Genomic DNA, 16056 nt, shown 5'->3' on the forward strand with positions numbered 1-16056 from the left:
CGGCAGGATGGGAACGTGAGCGACGTTCTCGAGCGGTTCTCCCCCGCGACCCGCGACTGGTTTCGGGGCGCGTTCGCCGCGCCCACCGACGCCCAGACCGGGGCGTGGGATGCCATCTCCCGCGGCTCACACGCGCTCGTCGTCGCCCCGACGGGGTCAGGCAAGACCCTCTCGGCCTTTCTCTGGTCGATCGACCGCTTGATCTCCGAACCCCGGCCGGAGGAGACGGGCACTCGCGTGCTCTACATCTCGCCGCTCAAGGCGCTCGGCGTCGACGTCGAACGAAACCTCCGGGCGCCCCTCGTCGGCATCACGCAAACCGCTGTCCGTCACGGCTCCAGCGTCCCCAACGTCACCGTCGGCGTCCGTTCCGGCGACACTCCCGCCGCCGATCGGCGGAATCTCGCCAAGAACCCACCAGACATCCTCATCACGACTCCTGAGTCACTGTTCCTCATGCTCACGTCAGCGGCACGCGAGACCCTGCGTTCCGTCGAGACGGTGATCATCGACGAGGTTCACGCCGTCGCCGCAACCAAGCGCGGCGCTCATCTGGCGTTGTCGCTCGAGAGACTCGACGCGCTGCTCGAGGCACCTGCACAGCGGATTGGTCTCTCCGCTACCGTCCGCCCCCGCGAGGAGGTCGCCCGGTTCCTCGGCGGCACCGCCCCGGTCGAAATCGTCGCTCCACCGGCGTCCAAACGGTTCGACCTGCGCGTCGTCGTTCCCGTCGACGACATGACCGACCTCGCTTCAGCCGCCCAACCGCGCGAAGGGTCGGCAGCGGGTGCCGTCGTTCCAGACGGTGAACGGGCCGGCTCGATCTGGCCCCACGTCGAGGAAGCGATCGTCGACCGGATCCTCGAACACCGATCGACGATCGTGTTCAGCAACTCCCGGCGACTCGCCGAGCGTCTCACCGCGCGGTTCAACGAGATCTACGACGAGCGCATGGCCGAGCAGCAGCCGGCCGATGACCTCGTCGTTGTCGGCGGGGGCGCGTCGAGCGGCCCGCGGCCGCCAGCAGCCCTGATCGGAGCGAGCGGGCAGACCGCCGCCCGCGACGAAGCAGCCCCGCAGCTCGCCCGCGCCCACCACGGGTCGGTGTCGAAAGAGCAGCGGGCATTCATCGAAGACGACCTCAAATCCGGTCGCCTGCGCTGCGTCGTCGCCACCTCGAGCCTCGAACTGGGCATCGACATGGGCGAGGTCGACCTCGTCGTGCAGGTCGAGTCGCCTCCCTCCGTCGCGAGCGGGCTCCAGCGGGTCGGGCGCGCCGGCCACCAGGTGGGCGAGATCTCCCGTGGGGTGCTGTTCCCGAAGCACCGGGCGGACCTCGTCAACTCGGCCGTGGCATCCGAGCGCATGGTGTCCGGGCAGATCGAATCCCTCGCCGTCCCCACCAACCCGCTCGACATCCTCGCCCAGCAGACCGTGGCCGCGACGGCGCTCGAGCCCATCGACGTCGAGGTCTGGTTCGAGCAGGTACAGCGCAGCGCGCCATTCACCCGGCTGCCACGCTCGGCGTTCGAGGCGACCCTCGACCTGCTCGCCGGACGATACCCGAGCGATGAATTCGCCGAGCTGCGCCCCCGCATCGTCTGGGATCGCGACGCCGGGACCCTCACCGGCCGGCCCGGTGCGCAACGCCTCGCCGTGACGAGCGGCGGAACCATCCCCGATCGTGGCCTCTTCGCCGTGTACATGGCGTCGGGTGACGCATCGGGTGCCGGTTCCCGGGTCGGCGAGCTCGACGAGGAGATGGTGTACGAGTCGCGCGTCGGCGACGTCTTCGCCCTCGGTGCAACGAGCTGGAAGATCCAGGAGATCACCCACGACCGCGTCATCGTGACACCGGCATACGGGCAACCCGGCCGGCTTCCTTTCTGGAAGGGCGACGGACTCGGCCGCCCAGCCGAACTCGGCGAAGCGGTCGGAGCGTTCCGGCGCGACATCGACACCGCAACAGCGACGGATGCCACCGACCGGCTCACCCGGGCTGGCCTCGATTCGCGCGCCGCCACCAACCTCCTCGCCTACCTCACTGAGCAGCGCACCGCCACCGGACACATCCCGAGCGACAAGGTACTCGTCGTCGAACGTTCCCGCGACGAACTCGGAGACTGGCGGGTCATCCTCCATTCCCCGTATGGCATGCAGGTGCACGCGCCATGGGCTCTCGCCGTCGGCGCGCGCGTGCAGGAGCGATTCGGCATCGACGGAGCGTCGATCGCGAGCGACGACGGAATCATCGTGCGCATTCCAGACACCGAACTCGAGCCACCGGGCGCCGAGTTGTTCGTCTTCGACGCCGACGAACTTGAAGCGGTTGTCACCGAGCAGGTCGGTGGGTCCGCGTTGTTTGCCTCACGGTTCCGCGAGTGCGCCGCTCGTGCGCTTCTCCTGCCCAATTACTCACCTGGCAAACGTGCCCCACTCTGGCAACAGCGCCAACGGTCGGCGCAGCTGCTCGACGTCGCCCGCAAGTATCCGGCGTTTCCGATCATTCTCGAGACCGTCCGCGAGTGCCTGCAGGACGCCTACGATCTTCCCGCACTGCTCGGGATCGCGAAGAAGCTCGCGAGTCGTGGCATCCGGATCGTCGAAACCACGACGGATACGCCGTCGCCGTTCGCCAAGTCGCTCCTGTTCGGGTACGTCGGGGCGTTCATGTACGAGGGCGACAGCCCGATCGCCGAACGCAAGGCGGCGGCGCTCACGATCGATTCCGCCCTGCTGGCGGAGCTGCTCGGCCAGGTCGAACTCCGCGAGCTGCTCGATCCCGGCGTCATCACGCAGACCGAGAGCGAACTGCAGCGACTCGCGGAGTCCCGCAAGGCCCGCGGTGTCGAGGGCGTCGCCGACCTGTTGCGGATGCTTGGTCCGCTCACGCTCGACGAGACGGCCGAGCGGCTCGAGTCGGAGCATCCGCTCGAGGATGCCACGGTGCACCTCGCCGAACTGGTGCGCACGAAACGCGTCCTCAATGTGACTTTTGCCGGCCGTGACTGGTGGACGGCGATCGAAGACGCCTCCCGGCTTCGCGACGCGCTCGGCGTTCCGCTGCCGATCGGCGTTCCCGACGCCTTCATCGAACCCGTCGCCGACCCGGTCGGTGACCTCATCGCCCGCTACGCCCGCACCCACGGGCCGTTCACGACACAGGAGGCTGCCGACCGGTTCGGCCTGGGCAGCGCCGTCGCCCAGCACACGCTGGTGCGGCTCGCGGATGCTCGCCGGGTGATGCGCGGTGAGTTCCTCGCCACCGGTCGCGAGTCGATCGGCGACAACACCGAGTGGTGCGACTCCGAGGTCCTCCGCCGCCTCCGGGTTCGTTCCCTCGCAGCGTTGCGGCATGAGGTCGAACCCGTGGAGCAGCATGCCTTTGCACGGTTCCTGCCGAGCTGGCAGAACGTGGGCAGCCGCTTGCGGGGGGTCGACGGTGTGGCATCCGTCATCGATCAGCTCGCTGGCGCCCATATTCCGGCATCGGCGTGGGAGTCGCTCATTCTCCCGCAGCGGGTTTTGGACTATTCACCGGCGATGCTCGATGAGCTCACGGCGACCGGCGAGGTGCTGTGGTCCGGCGCCGGATCCCTGCCGGGCAACGACGGCTGGGTCGCGATGCACCTCGCCGAGACCGCCCACCTCACCCTTCCCCTCGTACCGGAGCACCAGCCTGACGAGTTGCAGCGCGAGGTGCTCCTCGCCCTCGGCGGCGGTGGCGCGTTCTTCTTCCCCCAGCTCGCCGAAGTGACCGGGTCCGCCGACGACGCGTCCCTCGTCACCGCACTCTGGGAATTGGTGTGGGCCGGTCTCATCACCAACGACACTCTCGCTCCGTTGCGAACCCTCACCGGTCACGGGGGCGGAGCGCACCGAACCCAGCGCGCCGCACCCCGATCGCGGATGTACCGCGGGCGTCCGCTCAGCCGGCCCAGCATGAAGACACGAGTCGCTCCCGCCCTCGGCGGACGCTGGTCGGTCCTCCCCCTCGCCGAACAGGATGCCACGGTGCGCACCGCGGCGACGGCCGAGACCCTGCTCGAGCGCTACGGCGTCGTGACCCGCGGGTCGGTGATGAGCGAGGGCGTTCCGGGCGGATTCGCCCTCACCTATCGTGTGCTGAGCACGTTCGAAGACACCGGGAGGGCCCGGCGCGGATATTTCATCGACGGACTTGGTGCCGCCCAGTTCGCAACCGCGGGCACGATCGACCGGCTGCGGTCGTTCGCGCGCAACGACGCCAACGACGTTCCGGACGCAGCAGACCGGGTCGTTGTGAGCCTCGCGGCCACCGACCCGGCGAACCCGTACGGCGCGGCGCTGGGCTGGCCGGCGGTCGACAGTCCAGGCACGAAGCACCGCCCCGGCCGCAAGGCGGGGAGCCTCGTCACCCTCGTCGACGGCGCGCTCATCCTTTACGTCGAGCGCGGAGGAAAGACACTGCTCGCGTTCACCGATGATGAGGCCGTCCTCGCCGTGGCTGCGGCATCCCTTGCCGGCCTGGTCCGCCAGGGCCGAGTCGACAAGCTCGCCGTCGAGAAGGTGAACGGCGGCTTTGTGCTCGGCACGCCAGCGGGCGCTGCTCTCCGCGAAGCGGGGTTCACTGAAACCCCGCGCGGGCTGAGGATGCGGCATGCCTGAGGGCGATACCGTCTGGCGAGCTGCCCGCCACCTCAACGACGTGCTCGCGGGTGCCGTTGTCACGACGTGGGACATCCGCGTACCCGCCTTCGCCACGAGCGACCTGACCGGCGAGCGAATCGAGGGTGTCGTCAGCCGCGGCAAGCACCTTCTTCACCGCGTCGGTGAGTTCAGCCTGCACAGTCACCTCAAAATGGAGGGCTCGTGGCACCTCTACCAGCCGGGTTCGCGCTGGAAGCGCCCGGCATTCCAGGCCCGGGCACTCGTGGGTTCAGCCGAGTGGCTCAGCGTCGGATTTGAACTGGGCATCGTCGAGCTCATCGCCCGCGAAGATGAACACACCGTTGTCGGGCATCTGGGGCCCGATCTGCTCGGCGACGACTGGAACGCTGCCGAAGCTCTCGCGCGGCTCGAAGCTGCGCCGGAGCGCTCAACGGCCGTCGCGCTCCTCGACCAGCGCAACCTCGCCGGCCTCGGCAATGTGTATGCCAATGAGATCTGTTTCGTCCGTGGCATCCTGCCGACCCGTCCGATCGGCGAGACGGATGCCGCGGCTCTTGTCGCGCTGTCGACGCGCCTCATCCTCGCCAACCGGGACCGGACCGAGCGCACGACGACCGGAGACACCCGGCCGGGGCGACGCACCTGGGTGTATGGCCGGGCCGGGCAACCGTGTCGTCGGTGCGGCACCCGCATCCGAACCGGCGAACTCGGCCCGACTGACCTGCAGGAGCGGGTCACCTATTGGTGCGCACGCTGCCAGACCTGAACCGGCGCTACCGGGGGCGTTCGACGTCGGCAACGAACCGATCGAGCCGCTCGAGCAGCTGGGTCCTGCTTCCTCGCAGAATCGTCGATGCGGTCGTTGGAATCGGCGCAGCGACCGGCTGCGCCCGCACATGGGCAGAGCAGGTCAGCTCGGCGCAGATGTAGGTTCCGACGGTGCTGCCGTTCCGCCCGGCGATCCCGGCAAGCGGGGCGGTGAACAGCGCGACCTCCCCCGCCGGTTGGGACGTATGACAGAAGCTGCACATGTGGATCTGGGGCCGGCGGGACGACCTGCGATCAGCCCGTCTGAGCACGATTCCCACCGGCCGGTTTCCGCGCCAGTACACAAGCGAGAAGCGGCCAGGAGAGTTCGGATCGCCCCACCCGAAGTAGTCGAGTTCATCCCACGGCGCAAAGGCCAGTCCCGACGGCACGAACAGGGCGGATGCTTCCTCCCGGGAACAATTCACCATCGATTCCCGGATCTGAACTTCCGTCAGTCGTTCCATCTCGCCTCCCTCGTCCGAACGGTTTCCCAGCCTAGAGTCCGACAGTGCCCGCTTCAACTCCCGTCAGACGCCCGCTTTCACTGCGGTCAGCAGTTCCGACAGGGTCGCCTTCGCGTCACCGAGAGCAATGGACACCTTCGGATCGAAGAACAGCTCGTTTTCGATTCCCGCGAACCCGGGCTTGAGACTGCGCTTGAGGAAGATAACCTGCTTTGCTTCGGCGACGTGGAGGATTGGCATTCCGTAGATCGGCGAGCCGGGTGAGGACTGCGCCGCAGGGTTGACCACGTCGTTGGCGCCGATGACGAGGACGAGGTCGGTGGATTTGAACTGTCCGTTCACGACATCCATCTCGACGAGCGATTCGTACGGCACGTTGGCCTCGGCCAGCAGCACGTTCATGTGGCCGGGCATCCGGCCCGCGACGGGATGGATGCCGAAGACGACATCAGCGCCCTTGGCCGTGAGGACCTCGGCAAGCTCGGCTGCGGCGTGGTGAGCCTGGGCCACCGCAAGACCATAGCCGGGCACGATCACAATCTTGCTCGAGTACTCGAGCAGGATCGCGACGTCCTCCGCGCTCACCGTACGAACGGGGCGATCGGCGCCACCGGCATCCGCCCCGCCCGATGCGACCGATCTGAACGCGCCGAAAACGATGCCGGGAACACTGCGACCCATCGCTGTCGCCATCGACACGGTGAGGATGGTTCCGCTCGCGCCGACAAGAGTGCCGGCGATGAGCAGGAGAACGTTCGAGAGCACCAGCCCGGACCCCGCGACGGCGAGCCCGGTGAAGGCGTTCAGCAGCGAGATGACGATCGGCACGTCCGCGCCGCCGATCGGCAGCACGAACAGGACCCCGACGACAAGGCCGAGGGCGAGCAGCACGATCGCGTAGAGCATGCTTCCCGTGAGCACCATTGCGACGGCGGATGCCACCGCCCCCGCCACGAGGATCGCCAGGAGAAAACCGAGCCCGGGGAACATCACCGCCCGCGACGTGATGATGCCCTGAAGCTTTCCGAAGGTGATGAAAGAGCCGGTGAGCGACAGTCCGCCGATGAAGACCGTGAACGCGATCACCGAACTGGCCCACCCGTCGGGCGCGTGGGTGAACTCGACGACGGCCACGAGGGCGGCGGCACCGCCACCCACCCCGTTGAACGCGGCCACCAGTTGCGGCATCTGCGTCATCTGTACCCGACGTGCCGCTGGGACGGCGATGAGGGTGCCGACGAGAACCGCAGCGGTGATCCAGACTCCGTTGGCGATGTCGTGCCCGAGCACGTAGACGACGATTGCGACGATGGCGCCCGCGGCGCCGAGCCTGTTGGCCCGTCGAGCTCTCCGAGGTGAACTGAGGCCCTTCAGGGCGAGGATGAAGAGCACCGCCGCGAGAAGGTAGCCGGCGAGAACCGCAGACTCATTGAGGAGTTTCATGAGCCATCCCTCTTGCGCGCCCGGCGAGGTTTCGCAGCGAACATGACGAGCATCCGGTCCGTGACCACGAAGCCACCGACGATGTTGATGGTCGCGAGCACGACCGCGAGAAGTGACACCGCGAGGAGAAGTGGGTCATCGGCCTGCCCGGCCACCATGATCGCACCGAGCAGGATGATCCCGTGAATGGCGTTCGCCTCGGACATGAGCGGAGTGTGCAGCGTACTCGAGACCTTCGAGACGACCTCGAAGCCGAGGAACACGGCGAGGACGGTGATCGTGACGAGGGCGAAGACATCCATCAGCGGGTCACCTCCTCTGCCACGACGTCGGCCAGGCGCGGGTGCACGATCGCTCCCCCGCGCGTGAGACACGACCCGCTCACGAGCTCATCGCTGAAGTCGGGAACAACGGCACCGTCCACCGCCAGCACCGCAAGGAAGTTGGCGAAGTTCATCCCCAGGAGCTTCGATGCGTCGACAGCGAGTTCCGAGTGGATGTCGCGGATTCCGATGACCGTGACCGTCCCGCCGTTCACCGCGAACGGCACCCTCTCACCTGGAACGGATGCTTCGACGTTGCCGCCGGATTCCGCCGCGAGATCAACGACGACCGAACCCGCCCTCATCCGGGTCATCATCGCGGACGTAACCAGCCGCGGGGCCGGCCGGCCGGGAACGGCAGCGGTCGTGATGAGGATGTCTGCGGCTTCGACATGCGGGGTCAGGAGTTCCTGTTGTCGCCGGGCACGTGCCTCGCCAAGTTCCTTGGCGTAACCGCCGCTGGCGTCCGCCGCCTCGAGGTCGAGACTGATGAACGTTCCTCCGACCGAACGGACTTCCTCGGCCGATGAGGAGCGGACGTCGTATGCGCTGACGACCCCGCCGAGCCGCTTCGCCGTGGCGATCGCCTGCAGACCGGCGACTCCGGCGCCGAGCACGAGGACCCGCGCAGGAGCGAGAGTTCCGGCAGCGGTCATCGTCATCGGGAACATACGCTCGAAGGCATCCGCTGCGAGGAGTACGCACTTGTAGCCGGCGATGAGAGCCTGCGACGACAACACGTCCATCGATTGGGCGCGGGAGATCCGCGGAAGAAGGTCGAGAGCAAATGCTGTCACTCCGGCGGACGCGGATGCCTTCAGGACGTCGGGGTGGCGGAAGGGGTCCACGGTGCCAATGGTGATCACACCGCTCGACAGTGTGCGTATGTCCTCCACCGACAGTGGTCGAACGTGGAAGAGAACATCGCCGGCGGTGAGCGCCGGGACCTCTCCGACCTCGGCACCCGCAGCCAGGTAGCTGGCGTCGGGAATTCCGGCCGTGCGTCCGGCACCGGTCTCGATGTGAACCTCGAGCCCAGCTGCCAGGAGCTTCCGGACGCTCTCGGGCGTTGCGGCAACCCGTCTCTCACCGAGTGTTTTCTCGGCGCGGATGAAAACCCTGCTGACCACGGAACTCCTTCGTTCGTGAGCGTTAGTGTCTCCGAGAGTAGTCGTTCCTCGGCCGCTCCTGAAGAACGGCGCGTTAACGCAGAAAAGCCACCCCGAAGGGTGGCTTTTCTGGTCTATCTAAGTTAAGTCCGGCGGTGTCCTACTCTCCCACAGGGTCCCCCCTGCAGTACCATCGGCGCAAAGAGTCTTAGCTTCCGGGTTCGGAATGTGACCGGGCGTTTCCCTCTTGCTATGGCCGCCGAAACAATTGTTGACGTTAGTCAAAACTGAATCGAACAAACATAAGTCTGTTCGGTTCTCGACCGTACATCGAGAACCACATAGTGGACGCGGAGCATCATGCAATTTTTTCGAAACATCGAAACAAATTTCATGCTCCCACCTCAAGGGTGGGTTTGATTATCAAGTTATCGGCTTATTAGTACCGGTCAGCTCCGAGAGTCGTTAGTCCTCTCTTCCACATCCGGCCTATCAACCCAGTAGTCTAGCTGGGAGCCTCTCGCCCGAAGGCGTGGAAATCTCATCTCGAGGCCGGCTTCCCGCTTAGATGCTTTCAGCGGTTATCCATCCCGAACGTAGCTAATCAGCGGTGCTCCTGGCGGAACAACTGACACACCAGAGGTTCGTCCAACCCGGTCCTCTCGTACTAGGGTCAGATCCTCTCAAATTTCCTGCGCGCGCAGCGGATAGGGACCGAACTGTCTCACGACGTTCTAAACCCAGCTCGCGTACCGCTTTAATGGGCGAACAGCCCAACCCTTGGGACCTACTCCAGCCCCAGGATGCGACGAGCCGACATCGAGGTGCCAAACCATGCCGTCGATATGGACTCTTGGGCAAGATCAGCCTGTTATCCCCGAGGTACCTTTTATCCGTTGAGCGACAGCGCTTCCACAAGCCACTGCCGGATCACTAGTCCCGACTTTCGTCCCTGCTCGACTTGTCAGTCTCACAGTCAAGCTCCCTTGTGCACTTACACTCGACATCTGATTGCCAACCAGATTGAGGGAACCTTTGGGCGCCTCCGTTACTTTTTAGGAGGCAACCGCCCCAGTTAAACTACCCACCAGGCACTGTCCCTGAACCGGATTACGGTTCGAAGTTAGATATCCAATATGACCAGAGTGGTATTTCAACAATGACTCCACCGACACTAGCGTGCCAGCTTCACAGTCTCCCACCTATCCTACACAAGCCACACCGAACACCAATACCAAGCTGTAGTAAAGGTCACGGGGTCTTTCCGTCCTGCTGCGCGTAACGAGCATCTTTACTCGTAGTGCAATTTCGCCGAGTTCGCGGTTGAGACAGCTGGGAAGTCGTTACGCCATTCGTGCAGGTCGGAACTTACCCGACAAGGAATTTCGCTACCTTAGGATGGTTATAGTTACCACCGCCGTTTACTGGGGCTTAAATTCTCAGCTTCGCCTTGCGGCTAACCGTTCCTCTTAACCTTCCAGCACCGGGCAGGCGTCAGTCCGTATACATCGTCTTGCGACTTGGCACGGACCTGTGTTTTTAGTAAACAGTCGCTTCCCACTGGTCTCTGCGGCCCTACCACGCTTCCCGGAGTAAATCCGTTGACGTGTCAGGCCCCCCTTCTCCCGAAGTTACGGGGGCATTTTGCCGAGTTCCTTAACCACGATTCTCTCGATCTCCTTGGTATTCTCTACCTGACCACCTGAGTCGGTTTGGGGTACGGGTGACTGGAACCTCGCGTCGATGCTTTTCTTGGCAGCATAGGATCATCGGATCATGCCCTTGCGGGCTCCCCTTCAGTTCTCAGCCTGTATGAGAGACGGATTTGCCTATCTCTCGGCCTACGACCTTGGCCTGGGACAACCATCGCCCAGGACCGACTACCTTCCTGCGTCACACCTGTTAATACGCTAACCGTGCCAGCATAGGGTCGTGCGCTAGGCCTCCCGTCTCACCCCGAAGGGATCAATCAGAAGGATTCAGACACTTAGCATTACTGGGTTGGTTTGGGCGGTTCTTCGTCAGTACGGGAATATCAACCCGTTGTCCATCGACTACGCCTGTCGGCCTCGCCTTAGGTCCCGACTTACCCAGGGCGGATTAGCCTGGCCCTGGAACCCTTGGTCATTCGGAGGACGGGTTTCTCACCCGTCTTTCGCTACTCATGCCTGCATTCTCACTCGTGTGGCCTCCACGGCTGGTTTACACCGCCGCTTCGCTGGCCACACGACGCTCTCCTACCCATCAACATGGCTGGACCAACACACTAAATGTGCGGCCTACCTAATACGTCAATGCCACAACTTCGGTGGCGTGCTTGAGCCCCGTTAAATTGTCGGCGCGGAATCACTTGACCAGTGAGCTATTACGCACTCTTTCAAGGGTGGCTGCTTCTAAGCCAACCTCCTGGTTGTCTGTGCAACTCCACATCCTTTCCCACTTAGCACGCGCTTGGGGACCTTAGTTGGTGGTCTGGGTTGTTTCCCTCTCGACGATGAAGCTTATCCCCCACCGTCTCACTGCTGCGCTCTCACTTACCGGCATTCGGAGTTTGGCTGACGTCAGTAACCTTTTAGGGCCCATTAGCCATCCAGTAGCTCTACCTCCGGCAAGAAACACGCAACGCTGCACCTAAATGCATTTCGGAGAGAACCAGCTATCACGAAGTTTGATTGGCCTTTCACCCCTATCCACAGCTCATCCCCTCAGTTTTCAACCTAAGTGGGTTCGGTCCTCCACGCGCTCTTACACGCGCTTCAACCTGGCCATGGATAGATCACTTCGCTTCGGGTCTAGGACATGCGACTGAATCGCCCTATTCAGACTCGCTTTCGCTACGGCTACCCCACACGGGTTAACCTCGCCACATATCGCTAACTCGCAGGCTCATTCTTCAAAAGGCACGCTGTCACCCCTACAAGGAGGCTCCAACGGTTTGTAAGCAAACGGTTTCAGGTACTATTTCACTCCCCTCCCGGGGTACTTTTCACCTTTCCCTCACGGTACTTGTTCACTATCGGTCATCTGGGAGTATTTAGGCTTATCAGGTGGTCCTGACAGATTCACACGGGATTTCTCGGGCCCCGTGATACTTGGGATACTCTTCGCGCCATCACGTCATTTCGACTACGGGGTTCGCACCCTCTCTGACCAGGCTTTCAATCCTGTTCGTCTATAACGCTCTGTAACGCCGTACCAGCGGCAGCCAGTACTGAAAAGTCCCACAACCCCGAACATGCAACCCCTGCCGGGTATCACACATGCTCGGTTTAGCCTGTTCCGATTTCGCTCGCCACTACTGACGGAATCACTGTTGTTTTCTCTTCCTGTGGGTACTGAGATGTTTCACTTCCCCACGTTCCCTCTACCCGCCCTATATATTCAGGCGGGAGTCACCAGGTCGAATTGCTCCGCCTGGCGGGGTTTCCCCATTCGGAAATCCTCGGATCGAAGCTTGTTTATCAGCTCCCCGAGGCTTATCGCAGATTACTACGTCCTTCTTCGGCTCCAGATGCCAAGGCATTCACCGTTTGCTCTTAAAAACTTGCAATCACATGAGTTTGAATCGATTTTTCGTTTCGGAAAAATTGACCAATGAATCTGATAAATCAGATCAATTGATAACCCAACGCATCACACCAGCTCAAAGAGCCGGCCTAAATACGCTGAGTCAATATGATTTGAACACTTGCGTGTTCAAATCTAAGATGCTCGCGTCCACTGTGTAGTTCTCAAAGTACGGGCGGTACCCACCCTGCCGGCCACCAAACGGTTCTGCCAACAGGAGAAGGTCCAGAGGTACAGTCCGAAACACTTCCGTGTTCCGTTCCGGTCCCTCAGGACCCAACAGCGTGCAATATACGAACCCGGCCAACCCGGTGCTTTCCTTCCGACCCCGTAAAGGGAAGGTGTACTCATACCGGACTCTTCGAATCCGCATCAATGTCAATGTTCCACCCATGAGCGCCAGCCAGGAACGTTCGTCCTGATCTGACTTGGCCAGTTGTTCCGCTGTAGACAGACGGACTGGCACATGCTCCTTAGAAAGGAGGTGATCCAGCCGCACCTTCCGGTACGGCTACCTTGTTACGACTTAGTCCTAATTACCAATCCCACCTTAGACGGCTCCCTCCCAATAAAGGGTTAGGCCACCGGCGTCGGGTGTTACCGACTTTCATGACTTGACGGGCGGTGTGTACAAGGCCCGGGAACGTATTCACCGCAGCGTTGCTGATCTGCGATTACTAGCGACTCCGACTTCATGAGGTCGAGTTGCAGACCTCAATCCGAACTGGGACCAGCTTTTTGGGATTCGCTCCACCTTACGGTATTGCAGCCCTTTGTACTGGCCATTGTAGCATGCGTGAAGCCCAAGACATAAGGGGCATGATGATTTGACGTCGTCCCCACCTTCCTCCGAGTTGACCCCGGCAGTATCCCATGAGTTCCCACCATTACGTGCTGGCAACATAGAACGAGGGTTGCGCTCGTTGCGGGACTTAACCCAACATCTCACGACACGAGCTGACGACAACCATGCACCACCTGTATACCGACCTTGCGGGGCGACGATCTCTCGCCGTTTCCGGTATATGTCAAGCCTTGGTAAGGTTCTTCGCGTTGCATCGAATTAATCCGCATGCTCCGCCGCTTGTGCGGGCCCCCGTCAATTCCTTTGAGTTTTAGCCTTGCGGCCGTACTCCCCAGGCGGGGAACTTAATGCGTTAGCTGCGACACGGAGACCGTGGAATGGTCCCCACATCTAGTTCCCAACGTTTACGGGGTGGACTACCAGGGTATCTAAGCCTGTTTGCTCCCCACCCTTTCGCTCCTCAGCGTCAGTAACGGCCCAGAGATCTGCCTTCGCCATCGGTGTTCCTCCTGATATCTGCGCATTCCACCGCTACACCAGGAATTCCAATCTCCCCTACCGCACTCTAGTCTGCCCGTACCCACTGCAGGCCCGAGGTTGAGCCTCGGGTTTTCACAGCAGACGCGACAAACCGCCTACGAGCTCTTTACGCCCAATAATTCCGGACAACGCTTGCACCCTACGTATTACCGCGGCTGCTGGCACGTAGTTAGCCGGTGCTTTTTCTGCAGGTACCGTCACTTTCGCTTCTTCCCTGCTAAAAGAGGTTTACAACCCGAAGGCCGTCGTCCCTCACGCGGCGTTGCTGCATCAGGCTTTCGCCCATTGTGCAATATTCCCCACTGCTGCCTCCCGTAGGAGTCTGGGCCGTGTCTCAGTCCCAGTGTGGCCGGTCACCCTCTCAGGCCGGCTACCCGTCGTAGGCTTGGTGAGCCATTACCTCACCAACTACCTGATAGGCCGCGAGTCCATCCTTGACCAAAATTCTTTCCACCAACACCCGATGCCGGGGCTGGTCGTATCCGGTATTAGACGTCGTTTCCAACGCTTATCCCAGAGTCAAGGGCAGGTTACTCACGTGTTACTCACCCGTTCGCCACTAATCCCCCCAGCAAGCTGGGGATCATCGTTCGACTTGCATGTGTTAAGCACGCCGCCAGCGTTCGTCCTGAGCCAGGATCAAACTCTCCGTAAATGTTTAATTGCACAACACCCGAAGGCGCCGGCACATTAGTTGCAGCACCCCACCGGAATAGGTGAAAGCACTGCGAGTTTGAAACTGACAGAACAAATCATTACTGACTTGCTTTGTTGTTTAAATGTTTTCCAAAGGAATCCGCGACTCGATCAAAAGATCAAGCCGACGGGTATTTGGCATTTGACATTGTGCACGCTGTTGAGTTCTCAAGGATCGGATGCTCCTGCTTTTCACCCTTCCGGGCTGCTCCGCAGGGCAACTTCTCTAACTTACCACTCTAGAAGTTCTTGTCAAATCGAGTGTTTTCGGCTCCGACTGTAAAAGTCGGCGCACCAAACAATCGCCTGAATTTCTTCAGCTTCTTCGAGTGGAGGTTGTTAATCCTAAGGCAGTAAACGCCGACACTCAAGAGTGCCTGTTCTTTTACCTGGGATTTGGTCCCGCATGAGGCCGGCGAGCTATTCGCTCTGCCGCACCTTTGGGGTGACGAGTGATTACTTTACGCACATCCCGGTACCCCCGCAAATTGCCTGAGCGGTCCGGGCGTGTCGCATCCGACAACCCCGAAATTCCGGGGGTTTCGCCGGGCTAGACGGAATCGTCGTCGCCGAGCTCGCCGCGGAGCATCCGGACCCAAACCCCCAGATACAGAGCACCGGCCTCGTCGTGGATCAGGGTGGAGTGGTGCCGCACGGGATACGGCGTCTCCGGTACTCCGTCGGCGGGGCGAACATCGACATGAACAACGTCATATCCCTGCTCGTGAAGCCAGTCCGCCATGGCGTAGTCGGTACGGGAATCTCCCATGGTGCGCCAGCGAGACGGAAGTACCGCGCCATCCTTCTCGAGCAGGGCGAGGAACTTGCTCGCTCCGAGGTCCTTGCCGAGCTTGACCGACTCGATGTCGGTGGAGATGATCGTCGGGTCGATACGGAACGGGACGTTGCCCGCGGCATCCGTCACGATGGTCATCCCCCACTCATAGCCAAGACCCTGTGCTTCGAGCTCTCGAGCGGCGTCCGAATCGAAAGCGTCCCGGCGGGCGTTGAAATGATCGGCCGATACGTCGATCTTTTGTTCGACAGACACCATGGCGCGCTTCGTCTCGTCGAAGAACACCACGTCGTCGTACGACGCCAGGACAAGTTCACGAATCGCGTCGGCATAGGCAGGGGGAACCGCGAGCTTCTCATCGACGTCGATTTCGCCGAAACCGGCGGGGGTGATCCTCACCACGACAGCGCCCTTCTCGCAGATAGCCCAGACGCGAGCGGCATCGCCCAGGCCGGCTGCCAGCAGCTGCGGGACCACCTCGTCGCGAATGAACGCGTCGGAGCGGCCGGTGTTGAAGACAATCGGCACTCCCCCGTTCGCGAGTTCCACCAGATCGCGGGCAATGCTGGGGATGGCGACGCTCCGGCTGACCGGGCTGGCGATCGGGCCATCGACGTCGAGCAGGAGTCCAAGTACGGGAGCGGCATCAGTCACGGCGCCAGTCTAGAGGCGATCCCTCCGGCACAGGAAAGAACCCCCGCGACCGAGGTCACGGGGGTTCTTGTTGGCGGTGGCGGTGGGATTTGAACCCACGGTGCGCTTTAGACGCACACAACTTTTCGAGAGTTGCACCTTCGGCCGCTCGGACACGCCACCGCCGTCGAGTGTAATGGATCAACAGAGCGCGCGCGAA

Annotated in this window: 7 protein-coding genes, 1 tRNA gene and 3 rRNA genes; 2 read left to right on the forward strand and 9 right to left on the reverse strand. The window is 62.2% G+C overall.

Features of this window, described 5'->3' with window-relative positions; all coding sequences use genetic code 11:
* The first annotated feature begins 15 nt into the window (after positions 1-15).
* Positions 16-4647: an ATP-dependent helicase gene (locus ACWA1Q_RS11935; RefSeq protein WP_463757608.1), complete on the forward strand. Its 4632-nt coding sequence runs from the start codon at positions 16-18 to the stop codon at positions 4645-4647.
* On the forward strand, positions 4640-5416 hold the full coding sequence (locus ACWA1Q_RS11940; protein ID WP_463757610.1) for a DNA-formamidopyrimidine glycosylase family protein: 777 nt from the start codon (positions 4640-4642) through the stop codon (positions 5414-5416). The genes ACWA1Q_RS11935 and ACWA1Q_RS11940 overlap by 8 nt, the downstream gene beginning before the upstream one ends.
* Before the next feature lie 7 nt (positions 5417-5423).
* Here ACWA1Q_RS11940 and ACWA1Q_RS11945 read toward each other — a convergent pair whose 3' ends face one another.
* From ACWA1Q_RS11945 to ACWA1Q_RS11985, 9 genes are all read right to left on the reverse strand, one after another.
* The gene (locus ACWA1Q_RS11945) at positions 5424-5924 is read right to left on the reverse strand and encodes an FBP domain-containing protein (RefSeq protein ID WP_463757611.1); all 501 of its coding nucleotides are present in this window, start codon (positions 5922-5924) and stop codon (positions 5424-5426) included.
* A gap of 63 nt (positions 5925-5987) precedes the next feature.
* Positions 5988-7367 carry an NAD(P)(+) transhydrogenase (Re/Si-specific) subunit beta gene (locus ACWA1Q_RS11950; protein WP_463757613.1) on the reverse strand — a complete coding sequence of 460 codons (1380 nt, stop codon included), beginning with the start codon at positions 7365-7367 and terminating at the stop codon, positions 5988-5990.
* Complete coding sequence (locus ACWA1Q_RS11955; RefSeq protein ID WP_463757614.1) at positions 7364-7669, reverse strand: NAD(P) transhydrogenase subunit alpha part 2; 306 nt, start codon at positions 7667-7669, stop codon at positions 7364-7366. Before ACWA1Q_RS11955 ends, ACWA1Q_RS11950 begins: the two co-directional genes overlap by 4 nt.
* Positions 7669-8820, reverse strand: a complete 1152-nt coding sequence (locus ACWA1Q_RS11960) for an NAD(P) transhydrogenase subunit alpha (protein ID WP_463757616.1) — start codon at positions 8818-8820, stop codon at positions 7669-7671. The genes ACWA1Q_RS11955 and ACWA1Q_RS11960 overlap by 1 nt, the downstream gene beginning before the upstream one ends.
* A gap of 126 nt (positions 8821-8946) precedes the next feature.
* Positions 8947-9063: ribosomal RNA gene (rrf, locus tag ACWA1Q_RS11965) — 5S ribosomal RNA — on the reverse strand.
* Between the two features lie 155 nt (positions 9064-9218).
* Positions 9219-12349 (reverse strand): 23S ribosomal RNA (locus ACWA1Q_RS11970).
* 494 nt (positions 12350-12843) lie between these two features.
* Positions 12844-14366, reverse strand: a 16S ribosomal RNA gene (locus tag ACWA1Q_RS11975).
* Together the 16S, 23S and 5S rRNA genes form the textbook arrangement of a ribosomal RNA operon.
* Positions 14367-14957: 591 nt before the next feature.
* On the reverse strand, positions 14958-15857 hold the full coding sequence (locus ACWA1Q_RS11980) for a hypothetical protein (protein WP_463757618.1): 900 nt from the start codon (positions 15855-15857) through the stop codon (positions 14958-14960).
* A gap of 71 nt (positions 15858-15928) precedes the next feature.
* Positions 15929-16019 (reverse strand) — tRNA-Ser (locus ACWA1Q_RS11985).
* Positions 16020-16056: the final 37 nt, after the last annotated feature.

Source organism: Mycetocola sp. TRD_SC_2 (assembly GCF_055361225.1).

Bases quoted from the DNA above. Each gene is read 5' to 3' on its own strand.
- ACWA1Q_RS11955 (WP_463757614.1), bottom strand. From the start codon at position 7,669: ATGGATGTCTTCGCCCTCGTCACGATCACCGTCCTCGCCGTGTTCCTC.
- ACWA1Q_RS11950 (WP_463757613.1), bottom strand. From the start codon at position 7,367: ATGAAACTCCTCAATGAGTCTGCGGTTCTCGCCGGCTACCTTCTCGCG.
- ACWA1Q_RS11945 (WP_463757611.1), bottom strand. From the start codon at position 5,924: ATGGAACGACTGACGGAAGTTCAGATCCGGGAATCGATGGTGAATTGT.
- ACWA1Q_RS11940 (WP_463757610.1), top strand. From the start codon at position 4,640: ATGCCTGAGGGCGATACCGTCTGGCGAGCTGCCCGCCACCTCAACGAC.